The sequence below is a fragment of the Micromonospora noduli genome (assembly GCF_003264365.1).
Lineage (GTDB): Bacteria > Actinomycetota > Actinomycetes > Mycobacteriales > Micromonosporaceae > Micromonospora > Micromonospora noduli.
Window position 1 is genome coordinate 1 of record NZ_PYAK01000028.1, and the last position, 15227, is coordinate 15227.

Annotated in this window: 13 protein-coding genes and 1 tRNA gene; 11 read left to right on the plus strand and 3 right to left on the minus strand. The window is 71.4% G+C overall.

Translation table 11 applies throughout. From position 1 onward, the window contains the following. The first annotated feature begins 325 nt into the window (after positions 1–325). On the plus strand, positions 326–2128 hold the full coding sequence (metG, locus tag GUI43_RS20585; protein ID WP_112699571.1) for a methionine--tRNA ligase: 1803 nt from the start codon (positions 326–328) through the stop codon (positions 2126–2128). A gap of 45 nt (positions 2129–2173) precedes the next feature. Here metG and GUI43_RS20590 read toward each other — a convergent pair whose 3' ends face one another. Continuing rightward, positions 2174–3421, minus strand: a complete 1248-nt coding sequence (locus tag GUI43_RS20590) for a hypothetical protein (RefSeq protein WP_112699556.1) — start codon at positions 3419–3421, stop codon at positions 2174–2176. Positions 3422–3550: 129 nt separating this feature from the next. Here GUI43_RS20590 and GUI43_RS20595 point away from each other — a divergent pair, with 129 nt between their 5' ends. The 7 genes from GUI43_RS20595 to GUI43_RS20625 all read left to right on the plus strand — a co-directional run bounded on the left by GUI43_RS20595 (position 3551) and on the right by GUI43_RS20625 (position 10087). Beyond that, entirely contained in the window at positions 3551–4450 is a 900-nt protein-coding gene (locus GUI43_RS20595) for a TatD family hydrolase (protein ID WP_112699557.1), read from the plus strand. A 46-nt stretch (positions 4451–4496) separates the two neighbouring features. Then, positions 4497–5366, plus strand: coding sequence for a 16S rRNA (adenine(1518)-N(6)/adenine(1519)-N(6))-dimethyltransferase RsmA (gene rsmA / locus GUI43_RS20600; protein WP_112581645.1), 870 nt, complete (start codon positions 4497–4499; stop codon positions 5364–5366). A gap of 32 nt (positions 5367–5398) precedes the next feature. Continuing rightward, on the plus strand, positions 5399–5983 hold the full coding sequence (locus GUI43_RS20605) for a Uma2 family endonuclease (RefSeq protein WP_225855386.1): 585 nt from the start codon (positions 5399–5401) through the stop codon (positions 5981–5983). Beyond that, complete coding sequence (locus GUI43_RS20610; protein ID WP_112581644.1) at positions 5980–6927, plus strand: 4-(cytidine 5'-diphospho)-2-C-methyl-D-erythritol kinase; 948 nt, start codon at positions 5980–5982, stop codon at positions 6925–6927. The genes GUI43_RS20605 and GUI43_RS20610 overlap by 4 nt, the downstream gene beginning before the upstream one ends. A 120-nt stretch (positions 6928–7047) precedes the next feature. Next, positions 7048–8853 carry an ABC-F family ATP-binding cassette domain-containing protein gene (locus tag GUI43_RS20615; protein ID WP_112581643.1) on the plus strand — a complete coding sequence of 602 codons (1806 nt, stop codon included), beginning with the start codon at positions 7048–7050 and terminating at the stop codon, positions 8851–8853. 100 nt (positions 8854–8953) lie between these two features. Further along, complete coding sequence (locus GUI43_RS20620) at positions 8954–9409, plus strand: DUF4383 domain-containing protein (RefSeq protein WP_112581642.1); 456 nt, start codon at positions 8954–8956, stop codon at positions 9407–9409. 201 nt (positions 9410–9610) lie between these two features. After that, positions 9611–10087, plus strand: coding sequence for a DUF4383 domain-containing protein (locus GUI43_RS20625; RefSeq protein ID WP_112581641.1), 477 nt, complete (start codon positions 9611–9613; stop codon positions 10085–10087). Between the two features lie 6 nt (positions 10088–10093). Here GUI43_RS20625 and GUI43_RS20630 read toward each other — a convergent pair whose 3' ends face one another. Then, positions 10094–10795: a TetR/AcrR family transcriptional regulator gene (locus GUI43_RS20630; RefSeq protein WP_112581640.1), complete on the minus strand. Its 702-nt coding sequence runs from the start codon at positions 10793–10795 to the stop codon at positions 10094–10096. Positions 10796–11019: 224 nt separating this feature from the next. Next, the gene (locus tag GUI43_RS20635; RefSeq protein ID WP_112699558.1) at positions 11020–11985 is read right to left on the minus strand and encodes an acyl-CoA desaturase; all 966 of its coding nucleotides are present in this window, start codon (positions 11983–11985) and stop codon (positions 11020–11022) included. A gap of 313 nt (positions 11986–12298) precedes the next feature. On the opposite strand from GUI43_RS20635, the gene GUI43_RS20640 reads away from it, so the two are divergent. The 3 genes from GUI43_RS20640 to GUI43_RS20650 all read left to right on the plus strand — a co-directional run bounded on the left by GUI43_RS20640 (position 12299) and on the right by GUI43_RS20650 (position 15079). Then, positions 12299–12370: transfer RNA gene (locus GUI43_RS20640), tRNA-Gln, on the plus strand. 110 nt (positions 12371–12480) lie between these two features. Beyond that, entirely contained in the window at positions 12481–14040 is a 1560-nt protein-coding gene (gene glmU, locus GUI43_RS20645; RefSeq protein ID WP_112581638.1) for a bifunctional UDP-N-acetylglucosamine diphosphorylase/glucosamine-1-phosphate N-acetyltransferase GlmU, read from the plus strand. A gap of 58 nt (positions 14041–14098) precedes the next feature. After that, positions 14099–15079, plus strand: coding sequence for a ribose-phosphate diphosphokinase (locus tag GUI43_RS20650; protein ID WP_091394633.1), 981 nt, complete (start codon positions 14099–14101; stop codon positions 15077–15079). The last annotated feature ends 148 nt before the right edge of the window (positions 15080–15227 follow it).

Consider the following 15227-nt stretch of genomic DNA (forward strand, 5'->3'; position numbering starts at 1 on the left):
CCCGCCGGGGTGGGCCGCTGCGCACCCGGGTCGGCGCTGGGCTCGAGCCGGGGCTGCGGCGCGACCCCGGCGACCCGGGACGCGGCGGGCTCGGGCCCCGGGTCGTCGCCGACCGCCGGCCCGGTGGGACGGTCCTCGTGGTCCCGTGCCGCTCCTCTGCCCGTCACGATGTTCATTGCACACCGGGCCAGGAGGTGAAACGGGCAGGTGAGCCGCGTGTCGACGACAAATCGGACCAACGGGCGAGGTGGTCGGCCCGGTCCGCCGGTCCGGCACCCCCCATTGGTTCGCGAACGCCCCGGACGGGTCACTAGGCTCACTGCTCATGAGTCACGTTCTCGCGGCAGTGGCCTGGCCGTACGCCAACGGCCCCCGCCACATCGGCCACGTCTCCGGTTTTGGCGTTCCCTCCGACGTCTTCGCCCGGTACATGCGGATGGCCGGCCACGACGTGCTCATGGTCTCCGGCACCGACGAGCACGGCACCCCGATCCAGGTGCAGGCCGACGCCGACGGGGTGACCCCGCGCGAGCTGGCCGACCGGTACAACAAGGTGATCGTCGAGGACCTGCACGGCCTCGGTCTCTCCTACGACCTGTTCACCCGCACCACCACCCGCAACCACTACGCGGTGGTGCAGGAGTTGTTCGAGGGGATGTACCGCAACGGCTACATCGTGCCGAAGACCACCATGGGTGCGATCTCCCCGTCCACCGGGCGCACCCTGCCCGACCGCTACATCGAGGGCACCTGCCCGATCTGCGGGTACGACAGCGCCCGCGGTGACCAGTGCGACAACTGCGGCAACCAGCTCGACCCGATCGACCTGATCAACCCGAAGTCGCGGATCAACGGAGAGACTCCGAAGTTCGTCGAGACCGAGCACTTCTTCCTGGACCTGCCGGCCCTGGCCGAGGTGCTGCGGCAGTGGCTGGACACCCGCGAGGGGTGGCGGCCCAACGTGCTGCGGTTCTCCCGCAACCTGCTCGACGACCTCCAGCCCCGGGCGATCACCCGTGACCTGGAGTGGGGCGTACCGATCCCGCTCGACGACTGGCGCGACCGGCCGGACAAGCGGATCTACGTGTGGTTCGACGCCGTGATCGGCTACCTGTCCGCCTCGATCGAATGGGCCCGTCGCTCCGGCGACCCGGACGCGTGGCGGAAGTACTGGTCCGCCGACGGCGCGGGCAAGGACGCCCAGTCCTACTACTTCATGGGCAAGGACAACATCGTCTTCCACTCGGTGATCTGGCCGGCGCTGCTCTCGGGCTACTCCGGCGAGGGCTCCCGCGACGGTGAGCCGGGCGAGCTGGGTCGGCTCAACCTGCCTACCGAGGTGGTGTCGAGCGAGTACCTGACCATGGAGGGGCGCAAGTTCTCCTCGTCCCGCAAGGTGGTCATCTACGTTCGCGACTTCCTGGAGCGCTACGACGCCGACGCGCTGCGCTACTTCATCGCCGCCGCCGGCCCGGAGAGCAACGACACCGACTTCACCTGGGCCGAGTTCCTGCGCCGCAACAACGACGAGCTGGTCGCCGGTTGGGGAAACCTGGTCAACCGGTGCGTCTCGATGGCCGCTAAGAACTTCGGGGCGATCCCGCCGGTCGACCCGGCCGGGCTCACCGAGGCCGACCAGGCGCTGCTCGCTGTCGCCCGGACCGGGTTCACCACTGTCGGCGACCTGATCGGCCGGCACCGGCAGAAGCAGGCGATCGGTGAGGCCATGAAGGTGGTCGCCGAGGCCAACAGGTACCTCTCCGAGCAGGCGCCCTGGAAGCTCAAGGACGAGGCGGACAAGCCCCGGATGGGCACCATCCTGCACGTCGCCCTTCAGGTGATCAGCGATGCCAACACGCTGCTCACCCCGTTCCTGCCGCACTCCGCGCAGCAGGTGCACGAGCTGCTCGGGGGCACCGGCGTGCACGCGCCGATGCCGGTGATCGAGCAGGTCGACGACCTGGACGGCGGCCCGGCGTACCCGGTGCTCACCGGGGACTACACCGTCGGCGCGCGCTGGGAGTCGGTGTCGATCGAGGCGGGTCGCCCGCTGGCCGCGCCGAAGCCGGTGTTCCGCAAGCTCGACCCGTCGATCGTCGACGAGGAACTGGCCCGGCTCGCCGACTGAACGCACGACGCGCGCGGTGGCGGGGTGCCCTGCCGCCGCGCGCCGTCACATCGCGTACCGGGCGTCCATCACCTGGTCGTCGGTCACCTCGGCGCCCGGCGCCCAGGCCTCGTAGATGCCACGTTCCTGACACTGCGCGCCGGTCGTGACCACGGTGTCCGGGTTCGGATAGCGCAGGCGCACCCGCAGCCAGCCGGCCTCCTCCCGCAGTACCAGGCACGGCACCCCGCGCCACTGGGCGAACCGGACCCGGCGGGCCACCGTGTCCACCGGGTAACGGGCCGCGCGGGTCATCGCCAGCACCCGGAACCCACCGGGTAGGTCGGCGACCGCCTCGTACTCGCTGTCGCCGTACATGCCGACCAGCTGGGTGGAGCGGGGGGCGTCGGCGTTCGGCACGTACTCCTGGTCTGGGGAGAGGCCCGGCACCGCGGCCAGCAGGTGCCGCCACTGCGGGCCCACCATCCGCAGCCACCCGCGCTGCTCGGCCTGGTAGGTGTACAGCACCACCTCCACCCCCTCCGCCGGGTACGCGATGAGGGCGGCGTTCGCCGGCATCGGCAGGTCGGCGAAGTCCCGGGTGATGAACTCGGGGATGAGCTGACCGTTGCTGGGCACGAAGCCGGTGCCGAGCACCGGGGCGCCGAGCCGGTCCCGGGAGGCCAGCGCGGTCAGGCCGCGGTGTGCCGGGCCCACCGGCACGTCGTAGTCGCCCGGGTCGGACGCGCGCCAACGCAGCGCGTACGCCACGTCCGGGCCGTCCCGGCCGGCTTCGCCATCGGTACGCAGCACCGTCGTCGTCGCGGGCGTACGCAGGTGCGCCACGTCGTGCTCGCGATAGCAGAAGCCGTGCGGCAGCCAACCCCGTACGTAGCCGGCGAGCTGCTGGGCCGAGAGCACCTTCATCATCCGGGTGCCCCGCCGGACCACCGCCGACGCGCGCGCCTCCGTCAGCATCGGGTCGCCCGCCGCAGCCGGCTGCTGGCTGAGCTGGTGCAGGTAGGCCCAGCCCCGCTCGCGGTGAGCGGGGATCAGCAGCGGCGTCTCCGGCTCGTCGGCCGGCTCCGTCGCCCCGTGCACCGCGGTCACCTCGGTGACGTGCACGAACCGGTGCCACGGCAGGGCGCTACCCGGGCGGGGTGCCCACTCGAAGCCGGCCACCTCGTCGGCGCTGAACAACTCGTACGCGGCGCCTCGGGCGATCTCCTCGGCCGGGTACACGCCGCCGCCGAACGCCACGTGCAGTCCGGTCCGTTCACCGGCGCTGCCACCGGCCTGGGGAGTGACGCTCATGCCGTCGCCTCGCTGCTCGGTGGGATGAGGTTCGCACGCTGTCGCGTCCGCTCGTGAGCGACCGTAGAGTCGCGCGGCGTAGTCGGGGTGAACGTCGGGTGGCGGGCAGATGGACAGGCCCGGTGTGTGATGCTGTCGCTGATGAGCGAGCCCACTGAATCCCGCCGCGAGCGTGCCGCCCGGCGGGCCGGAGAGTTTCCGCCCGCCCCCGAGTCGTTGCCCCGGGCGGTGCTGGACAGCCACACCCACCTGGACATCACGGTCAGCGAGGCCGGTGTACCCGGCGGCGGGCCGGCCGACGATCCGGTTGCCGTGGCCATCGCGTTGGCCACGAAGGTCGGCGTGGACCGCCTGGTCCAGGTGGGCGTGGACGTCGCCTCCTCCCGGTGGGGCGCGGACACCGCCGACCGGTACCCCGCCGTGCTGGCCACCGTGGCGCTGCACCCCAACGAGGCGCCCCGGCTGAGCGACCTCGACGAGGCGTTGCGGGAGATCGAGGCACTCGCCGCCCGCGACCGGGTCCGGGGGATCGGCGAGACCGGAATGGACTTCTTCCGGACCGGCGACGAGGGGCGTGCCGCGCAGGAGCAGAGTTTCCGGGCGCACATCGCCATCGCCAAGCGGTACGACAAGACGCTGGTCATCCACGACCGCGACGCGCACGCCGACGTGCTGCGGATCCTCGACGACGAGGGCGCTCCCGACCGGGTGGTGCTGCACTGCTTCTCCGGCGACGCCGACTTCGCCCGCGAGTGCGTCCGCCGCGGCTACCTGCTGAGCTTCGCAGGCACCGTCACCTTCAGCAGCGCGACGGCGCTGCGCGAGGCCGCCGCGCTCACCCCGATGGAGCAGATGCTGGTGGAGACCGACGCCCCGTACCTCACCCCGATGCCGTACCGCGGCCGACCGAACGCGTCGTACCTGATCCCGCTCACCGTCCGCGCGCTCGCCGCGACCACCGGCAGTGACCTGGACGAGCTGTGCGCGGCCATCTCCGCCACCGGCGACCGGGCCTTCGGCCCGTGGTGAGCCCGGCCCGACGGTCGGCACCGACCCCGTCGCTACGCTGCCAGCCATGACCGGTCTGCTCGGCCCGGCGGAGATCCGGGAACTCGCCGCCCGGCTGGGCGTCGCGCCCACCAAGAAGCTGGGCCAGAACTTCGTTCACGACCCGAACACAGTGCGCCGGATCGTGACCGCCGCCGGCCTCACCCCCGACGACGTGGCCCTGGAGGTGGGGCCCGGGCTCGGCTCGCTGACCCTGGGGCTGCTGCCGGTCGCCGGGCACGTGCACGCCGTGGAGATCGACCCGGTGCTCGCCGGGGCGCTACCGGAGACCGTCGCGGGGCACGCCGGGGCCGACGCCGCCCGGCTCACCGTGCACCGCGCGGACGCGCTGCGCATCGCCGCCGCCGAGCTGGCCGACCCGGCACCGACGGCGCTGGTGGCGAACCTGCCCTACAACGTCGCCGTGCCGGTGGTGCTGCACCTGCTCGCCGTGCTGCCCACCCTGCGACACGGCCTGGTGATGGTGCAGAAGGAGGTCGCCGACCGGCTCGTCGCCGGTCCCGGCTCCAAGGTGTACGGCATCCCGTCGGTGAAGCTCGCCTGGTACGCCCAGGCCCGGGGCGCCGGCAAGGTGCCGCCGAACGTGTTCTGGCCGGTGCCCAACGTCGACTCCGGCCTGGTCTCCTTCACCTGCCACGAGCCGCCCCGAACCGACGTACCCCGGGAGCGGGTCTTCGCCGTGGTGGACGCGGCGTTCGCGCAGCGGCGCAAGACGCTGCGCGCCGCGTTGGCCGGCTGGGCCGGTGGGGCGGACCGGGCCGCCGCGGCGCTCACCGCCGCGGGCGTCGACCCCGGTGCCCGCGGGGAGTCACTGACCGTCGAGCAGTTCGCCGCCATCGCCGCGTCGGCTCCGGCCGGTACGCCGGCCGGGAAGTAGGCTGACGCCGTGCCCGCCGAGGAGGTGTACGAGTGACCGCGCAGCCGATCGAGCCCGCCGCCCACGGGATGTGGAGTCCGGATCCCGTCCGGCAGCGGCTGGCCAACCACACCATCGAGGACGTGCTGGCCCTGCCCGACGACGCCCCCCGCGTCGAGCTACGTGACGGAGTCCTCGTCGTGGTCCCTTCCCCGACCCTTGGTCATCAGAACATCGGCAACCTGTTGTGGATGTGGCTGCGGCAGCACGCTCCGGACGAGTTGACGCCGGCCACCGCGGTCGGGGTGGCGATCAACTATCGGAACACTCTCGAACCCGACGTCGTCCTACTGAAACGTCCGGTGGCGGCCGACCACCACTACTTCGAGGCTGATCAGGTTGTGCTCGCCGTCGAAGTTGTCTCGCCCGGCACCCGTCGTCGGGACCGGCTGGAGAAGCCGGCCGACTACGCCGACGCCGGTATCCGGCACTACTGGCGGATCGAGCAGAATCCGGTGCACGTGTACGCGTACGACCTGGTCGGCGGCCGGTACGAACTGGCCGCTGACTCCGCCGAGGAGCTGATCGTGGCCAAGCCGTTCGACATCCGCCTGCACCTGCGGGACATCACCCCGTGACCGAGGCCTGGCGACCGGACGACGACGAGCGACGCGGGGCCATCGGCCCGGTGCGGGTGCGGGTGCCGGCGAAGATCAACCTGCATCTCGGGGTGGGCCCGCTGCGGCGGGACGGCTACCACGAGCTGAACACGGTCTACCACGCCATCTCGATCTACGACGAGCTGACGGCCCGCCGGGGCGACACCCTCGCCCTGACCATGGAGGGTGAGGGCACCGGCGAGCTGGCCCTGGACGACACCAACCTGGTGATCCGCGCCGCGCACGCCCTCGCCGGGTACGCGGGGGTTCTGCCGCACGCCCGACTGCACCTGCGCAAGCAGATCCCGCTCGCCGGTGGGTTGGCCGGCGGCAGCGCCGACGCGGCCGCCGCGCTGGTGGCCTGCGACGCGCTCTGGGGCACCGGGCTGTCCCGCGACGAGTTGGCCGGCATCGCCGCCGACCTCGGCTCCGACGTGCCTTTCCTGATCTACGGTGGCACCGCGCTGGGCACCGGCCGGGGTGAGGCGATCAGCCCGGTGCTGGCCCGCCCCACCTCCTGGCACTGGGTGGTGGCGATCGCCGACGTCGGCCTCTCCACCCCGACCGCGTACCGGGAGCTGGACCGGCTCCGCGACTCCGGTGCCGCCGGTGCCCCGCTGGGCAGCACCGACGCGCTGCTGGGCGCGCTGCGCCAGCGTGACCCCCGGGTGCTCGCCCGTACGCTCGGCAACGACCTCCAGGACGCCGCGCTGGCCATGCGCCCAGCGCTGGCCGACACCCTGAAGGCCGGCGAGGCGGCCGGCGCGCTCACCGGGATCGTCTCCGGCTCCGGCCCGACCTGCGTGTTTCTCGCCGCCAACGCGGCCGACGCGGAGCGGATCGCCGCAGAGCTGACCGCCGCGGGCGTCTGCCGGGAGGCGCGGGTCGCGCACGGTCCGGTAGCCGGCGCCCGCGTCGGCTGACGAAGCGTTCCACCGGAGCTGCTGGCGCGCGGCGCGAGCGTTCAGGGCTTCCGCGTACCCTTGAGACAGGCGTCCAGGTGCCCGCCGGCATCGGGACGCCTTGATCATGAAGGGTGGAACGTGGCGAACATCGTCAATCTGGACCGGGTGTCCAAGGGGTACGGCGCCGCCGGGCGGCTGCTCACGGACGTCTCGCTCGGCCTGGACGACGCCGACCGGATCGGCGTGGTCGGCCTCAACGGCGCCGGCAAGTCCACCCTGCTGCGGCTGCTCACCAAGCAGGAGGACCCCGACGACGGTCGGGTGACCCACCGCCGTGACCTGCGTGTGCTCTGGCTGCCGCAGCAGCTCACCCTCGCCCCCGAGGCCACCGTCCGGGACGTGGTGCTCGGCACCGCCTGGCTCGCCGAGGGCATGGGGGCTGAGCACGAGTGGGCCGGCGACTCCGGGGTGCGGGCCATCCTCGACGGCCTCGGCATGCCGCACCTCGGCCTCGACCAGCCGGTCGGCCCGATGTCCGGTGGCGAACGCCGCCGGGTGGCGCTCGCCGCGCTGCTCGTGCGCGACTCCGACCTGCTCATCCTCGACGAGCCCACCAACCACCTGGATGTCGGCGGGGTCGACTGGCTGGCCCGGCACCTGGTCGGCCGCAAGGGCGCCCTGGTCGTGGTCACCCACGACCGGTGGTTCCTGGACGCGGTCTGCACCAACACCTGGGAGGTCGCCGACCAGACCGTCCGCGCCTACGAGGGTGGCTTCGCCGCCTGGACCCTCGCCCGCGCCGAGCGCGAGCGGGTCGCCGCCGCCACCGAGGCCCGCCGGCAGAACCTGCTCCGCAAGGAGATCGCCTGGCTGCGCCGCGGCCCGCCGGCGCGGACCTCCAAGCCGCAGTTCCGCATCGACGCCGCGAACGCGTTGATCGCTGACGTGCCGCCGGCCCGCGACACCATGTCGTTGCAGCGCATGGCCACCTCCCGGCTGGGCAAGCAGGTGTACGACCTGGAGAACGTCGAGCTGCACGCCGGCCCGAAGGAGATCCTTCGCGACGTCACCTGGCTGGTCGGCCCCGGCGACCGGATCGCCATCCTCGGTGCCAACGGCGCCGGCAAGACGACGCTGCTGCGGATGCTCGCCGGCATCACCCGCCCCGATGGTGGCCGCCTCGGCACCGGCTCCACAGTGCGGCCCGCGTTCCTCTCCCAGGAGCTCACCGAGCTGCCCGGGCACCTGCGGGTGCTGGAGGCGGTGGAGGAGGTCGCCCGCCGGGTCCAGCTCGGCGACCGGGAGGTCTCCGCCGCGCAGCTCGCCGAGGTGTTCGGCTTCGACGACCGCCGCCTCTGGACCCCGGTCAGTGACCTTTCCGGTGGGGAACGCCGCCGGTTGCAGATGCTGCGGCTGCTGGCCGGCGAGCCCAACGTGCTGCTTTTCGACGAGCCCACCAACGACCTGGACACGGACACCCTCGCCTCGTTGGAGGACCTGCTCGACTCGTGGCCCGGCACGATCATCGTGGCCAGCCATGACCGGTACCTGATCGAGCGGGTCACCGACACGGCGTACGGGATGTTCGGCGACGGTCGGCTGGTGCACCTGCCGGGCGGCGTGGACGAATACCTGGCGCGGACCGCGGAGCGGGCCGGCTCTCCTCGGGCGGGCGTCACCTCGACCTCCGCGCCCGCTGCCGCCTCGGGGGGTGGCATGTCCGCCGCCGAGGTCCGTCAGGCCCGCAAGGAGCTGACCCGGCTGGAGCGGCAGCTCAGCAAGCTCGACCAGCGCGAGACCACGCTGCTCGGTCAGCTCGCGGCGGACGCCACCGACTACGCCCGGGTCGCCGAGTTGGACACCCAGCTCAAGGATCTGCGCGCCGAACGGGAGCGGATCGAGGAGAGCTGGATGACCCTCGCCGAGGACCTGCCCGAGAGCTGACCGTCCGGGCGCGCCGGCCCGGGCCCCGTGTGCGGCGTCACACCACCACATGCGAGACAATCGTCGGCGACACCTACCCCACGGCGTTGGAGACACAGACATGGCACACACCCCCGTCAACCACCCCGCGCGGCCGATCTACCGGGCGATCGGCGGGCTGACCGGTCTGTACCTGGTCGTCTTCGGTGCGCTCGGCATCATCGCGAGCACCGGCAACGAGATCCTCGCCCAGGACGACACCCGGGTCCTCGGTCAGGGCACCAACCTCGGCTTCTCGCTGCTCAGCGTGCTGCTCGGGATCGTCGTGCTGGTCGGCACCGCGCTCGGCCGCAACATCGACGTGGCGATCAACCAGTGGCTGGCGTACAGCCTCATGGTGGTCAGCCTGGCCGGTCTCGCGTTCATCCGGACCGACGCCAACATCTTCAACTTCAGCATCACCACCGTGATCGTGGTGATGACGGCCGCCCTGGTGCTGCTCATGGTCGGCATGTACGGCAAGGTCGGCACGGAGGATGAGGCGGAGGCGTTCCAGAAGGCTCGCCTGGTTCTCTGATCGTTGGTTGCGGCGGTGGTTTTCGCCGGAGCCCGAACTGCTCCGGGCGGTCAGGCTTGATCCCTGCGCAGCTCGGGCTCCGGCGAAAACCTGACCTGGTCCAGCCTGTCGGCGGACCCCTTCGGCTTTGGGGTTCTGCGGACAGTTAGTGCTGCCCTGGGCGACAATTCCCCTGAAACGGTCACATCAGGGGGTCTGGGCATGCCACATTTTCCGGTCAACCATCCGGCACGGCCGCTCTACCGGGTCCTCTCCGGGCTGATCGGCGTCTACATCCTGATCTTCGGCGTCTGGGGCGTCGCCGAGACGATCGGGGATCCGCTCTTCGCCCGCAGCAGCACCTGGGCCCTCGGGCTCCGGACCAACCTGGCCTTCTCGCTCGCCTCGGTGGTCTTCGGGGTCGTCCTGATCATCGGGGCCTCGCGGCGTACCAACCTCGGCCACTACATGAACCTCACCGCGGGCGTGGTGTTCCTGGTGACCAGCATCCTGATGATGTCGGTGCTGCAGACCGACGCGAACTTCCTCAACTTCTCGATGTCGACAGTGGTCGTGTCGATGCTGTTCGGCCTGATCCTGCTCGGCACCGGCCTCTACGACAAGGTCGGCCCACCGGAATCCGCCGAGGCGGAGCTGGAGCACCGCAAGCACCCGGTGGCCGACGTGCACCGCCGCTGATCGGGGTCAGCTACGCCGCGCGGTGATCAGGGTCGGCTTGGCCTCCAGGTGCGACAACCCGTTCCAGGCCAGGTTGACGAGGTGCGCCGCCACCGTCTCCTTGCGCGGCTTACGCACCTCCAACCACCAGCGACCGGTCAACGCCACCATGCCGACCAGCGCCTGCGAGTACAGCTCGGCGAGCTTCGGGTCGTACCCGCGGCTCTTGTACTCGGCGCCCAGGATGTGCTCGACCTGGTGCGCCACGTCGTTCATGACGCTGCTGAAGGTGGCAGTCCCGGACATCAGCGGCGACTCGCGGACCAGCACCCGGAAACCGCTGGTCTCCTCCTCGATGTAGGTCAGCAGGGCGAGCGCCGCCTGTTCCAGCAGCTCCCGCGGGTGCCCGGCGGTCAACGCCGTGGTGATCCGGTCCAACAGGGCCCGGACCTCCCTGTCCACCACCACCGCGTAGAGCCCTTCCTTGCCACCGAAGTGCTCGTAGACCACCGGCTTGGAGACCTTGGCGCGGGCCGCCACCTCCTCGATGGAGGTGGCGTCGAAACCACGCTCGGCGAAGAGTTGCCGGCCGGTCGCGATCAACTGCTCCCGGCGTTGGGCCGCCGACATGCGGACCCGGGAGGGAGCTTTGGCTTTCGGTGCCGCCGCCGTCGGCGACGCCCGTCGGCCGCCGACAGCTGCCGACGCGTCGTCGCTGACCTCGGGCATGTCGCCGCCTCGCTGGCGCTCGGTGACGCCCTGCCGTGGAATGGTTCCTCCGCTGTGCCCGTTCACGTCGTCGCCTCACTGTCGGGCGGTCCGACCACCCTGACGCGCCGTTCGACCGTACCCGGATCGGGCTCGGCCCCCCGTCCGCCGAGCCGCCCGGTCCCCCCGCATGGCTCGGTCATCCGGCCATCCTGCCAGGCGGCATCCTCGGGCACCGCCCGGTTTCAGCGGGGTGCGACCGGCTTCACCAGCTTGGCGGCGAGGCGCTCGGGCTTTGGCCAGCGCACCTGCGTTGCCGCGCCGACCTTCTCGAACAACCAGATCACCCGCGCGGAGATGTCCACCTGACCGCGCAACACGCCGTGCCGGGCACTGGTCGGGTCGGCGTGGTGCAGGTTGTGCCAGCTCTCGCCGAACGACAGGATCGCCAGCGGCCAGAAGTTCGACGCGCGGTCGCCCTGGCGCATCGCGAACGGACGCTCACCGTAGACGTGGCACACCGAGTTGATCGCCCAGGTGACGTGGTGCAGAAGGCCGATCCGGACCAGCCCCGCCCAGAAGAACGCGGTCAGCGCGCCCTGCCAGGACCAGGTCACCAGACCGCCGATCAGCGCCGGGCCGAGCAGCGAGACGGCCACCAGCGCGGGGAAGAGTCGATCGACCCGGCTGATGTCCCGGTCGGCGATGAGGTCCGGTGCGAAACGCCCGCGGTTGGACAGCTCCCGGCGGAACAGCCAGCCCACGTGTGCGTGGAAAAGGCCGCGGGTCAACGCCCAGAAGCTGGTGCCGAAGCGCCACGGCGAGTGCGGGTCGCCCTCCAGGTCCGAGAACGCGTGGTGGCGCCGGTGGTCGGCGACCCACTGAATGATCTCGCCCTGCACCGCCAGCGAACCCGCGACCGCCAGAGTCACCCGCAGCCACCGCTTGGCCTTGAACGAGCCGTGCGTGAAGTAGCGGTGGAAGCCGACGGTGATGCCGAGCCCGGAGACGACGTACCAGACCAGGCCGATGATCACGTCGGTCCAGCCCAGCCAGCCGCCCCACGCCACCGGCACGGCGACCAGCAGGGCGACGAAGGGGATCACCACGAAAGCCCACAGGGCGGCCAGTATGCCGGGGGACTGGCTGCCGTCGGTGAGTGGTTTGGGGCCGGGTCCGGCGGTGTTGGAATCGAGCAGAGCAGTGGACATGGGACCTCGCAGGGGGATGGTAACGATCACGAAGCTACGCCTACGTCACCGTAACTTACGGCACCGTAGATCGCACGGGGAAGTTTCGAATCGCCTTCGCGTAACTGCTCGAAGTCGCAGGTCAGCCGGTCCGCTGGCGGGTGCCTGCCCGACCCGGGAAGCGGGCGGCCCAGGCGCGCGCCGACCACCCCAGGAAGGTCGACGGCATCGACCGCTCGCCGTGCGGCGGGATGAGCGCTGGCATCCGTCGGCCGGGGCGCTAAGGTGTAGCGGCGGGATGTCCATCCCTCGTGCGACGTGCTCACGTCGCTGATCGGCCGTGGTGTAATTGGCAACACCCGGGTCTTTGGTACCCGTATTTCAGGTTCGAACCCTGGCGGCCGAGCTGCCCACCTGCGTCCGTTTTAGGGTCCGGTGGGGGTAAGAGGGGAACGTGCCGGGCCTCGCGGCTAGCATGGCCGCGAGAGTGTCCGCCGTCCCGACGGGAGCCACGTCGTGCCCCAGCCCCACCTCCGTACCGTCGTCGTACTTGCCGCCGGTGAGGGCAAGCGGATGAAGTCGACACTGCCCAAGGTGCTGCACCCCCTGCTCGGGCGGACGCTCCTCGGTCACGTGCTGAGCGCCGCCGCCCCGTTGGGCGCAGAGCGCACCGTCGTCGTGGTGGGGCACGGCGCCGACCAGGTGCGGGCGCACCTGTCCGAGGTCGCCCCGGACGCCACTCCGGTGCTCCAGGCCGAGCAGCTCGGCACCGGGCATGCCGTACGGATCGCGCTGGAGGCCGTACCGGACGGTGCCGGCACCGTCGTGGTGATCAACGGTGACGTGCCCCTGCTGCGACCCGAGACGGTGGGCGCGCTGGTGACCGCGCACGAGGAGGCCGCCGCGGCGGCCACCGTGCTGGCCGCCGAGGTGCCCGACCCGACCGGCCTCGGGCGGATCGTGCGGGACGCCGACGGCCGCCTGGAGCAGATCGTCGAGGAACGCGACGCCGACACGACGCAGCGCGCGATCCGGGAGATCAACGCCGGCATCTACGCGTTCGACGCGATGCGGCTGCGCGAGGCGCTGGGCAAGCTCTCCACCGACAACGACCAGGGCGAGGAGTACCTGACCGACGTCTTCGGTCTGCTCCGTTCCGCCGGCGAGCCGGTGGCGGTGCACGTCGCCGCGGACCACGTCGAGACGTTGGGCTGCAACGACCGGGTGGAGCTGGCCACGCTGCGTCGCCTGCTGCGCGACCGGATCAACGAGGCGTGGATGCGCACCGGGGTGAGCCTGCTCGACCCCGCCACCACCTGGATCGACGTGACGGTCGCGCTGGACCGGGACGCGGTGGTCGACCAGAACACCCAGTTGCGCGGCGGCACGGTGGTCGGCGCGGGCGCGCTGATCGGGCCGGACGTCACCCTGATCGACACGATCGTCGGCCCCGCCGCGTCGGTGATCCGCAGCCACGCCGTCGGCGCCGAGGTGGGCGCGGGCGCGACCGTCGGGCCGTACGCGTACCTGCGGCCGGCCGCCCAGTTGGCCGAGAAGGCGAAGGTCGGCACGTTCGTCGAGGTGAAGAACTCGCAGATCGGCGCCGGCGCGAAGGTGCCGCACCTGACGTACGTCGGCGACGCGACGATCGGCGAGCAGACCAACATCGGCGCCGCGTCGGTCTTCGTGAACTACGACGGGGTCAACAAGCACCGCACGGTGATCGGCAGCCACGCGCGGACCGGTGCGGACAACATGTTCGTGGCACCGGTAGAGGTGGGCGACGGGGCGTACACGGCGGCTGGCTCGGTGATCGTCGACGACGTGCCGGCCGGGGCGATGGGCGTCGCCCGGGCGCGCCAGCGCAACATCGAGGGCTGGGTGGTCATGCGGCGCGCCGGCACTGCCGCGGCGGAGGCGGCGCAGCGGGCCCGCGACGCGAAGGATGCGCAGCCGGCCGGCGACGCGAAGGGTGCGTCCGGTACGACCGGTGCCGCAAGCCACAGTGAGGCAATCCACGGGGCGGCCGAGACGGTGGGCGGCGCATCCGGCGCGGGAGATACTGCAACCGAATAGTCCCTGACCCACCACCACCGGGTCGGGTACCGCCGACATAACGGGAGCAGACGGGCCCATGGGCAGCATCGTCGCCGAAAACCGCAAAAGCCTGATGCTCTTTTCCGGACGTGGCTTTCCGGAGTTGGCCAAGGAGATCGGCGAGGTGCTCGGCGTCGCGCCGACGCCGGCCGACGCGTACGAGTTCGCCAACGGTGAGCTCTTCGTACGGTTCAAGGACTCGGTACGTGGTTCGGACGCCTTCGTGGTGCAGTCCGTCACGCACGGGGTGAACACCTGGGTCATGGAGACCCTGATCATGGTGGACGCGCTGAAGCGGGGGTCGGCCAAGCGGATCACCGTGGTGCTGCCGTTCTACCCGTACGCCCGCCAGGACAAGAAGCACCGTGGTCGGGAGCCGATCTCGGCCCGCCTTGTGGCAGACCTGCTGAAGACCGCCGGCGCGAACCGCATCCTCACCGTCGACCTGCACACCGCGCAGATCCAGGGCTTCTTCGACGGCCCGGTGGACCACCTCTTCGCGATGGACATCCTGGCCGAGTACGTCGAGCACAAGTACGCCGGCCGGCCGATGACAGTGGTGGCACCGGATTCGGGCCGGGTGCGGGTGGCCGAGCGGTGGACCGACCGGCTGGGCGGCTGCCCGCTGGCGTTCATCCACAAGACCCGTGACCCGATGAAGCCGAACCAGGTCGTGGCGAACCGGGTCGTCGGCGAGGTGGAGGGCCGGGTCTGCCTGATCGTCGACGACATGATCGACACCGGGGGCACCATCGCCAAGGCGGCGGACATCCTCAAGGAGTCGGGCGCGGCGGAGATCGTGGTCGCGTCCACCCACGCGCTGCTGTCCGACCCGGCCACCGAGCGGCTGAAGAACAGCTCGATCAGCGAGATCGTGGTGACGAACACCCTGCCGCTCCCGCCGGAGAAGCAGCTGGACAAGCTCACCGTTCTGTCGATCGCGCCGCTGCTGGCGCGGGCGATCCGGGAGGTCTTCGACGACGGCTCGGTGACCACCCTCTTCGGTGGCCTGAGCTGAGCCTGAGCCCCGTTTCCGCCACTCGACCCGCTGGCGGGGGCGGGGCTGGCAAACTGGCGGAAACGGGGCCGGCGCGCTGGTGGGAGCACCACCGACGCGCCGGTCTTGAGCCGTGATCGGGGACTGCCGGAAACCCTGGAAACAGCTC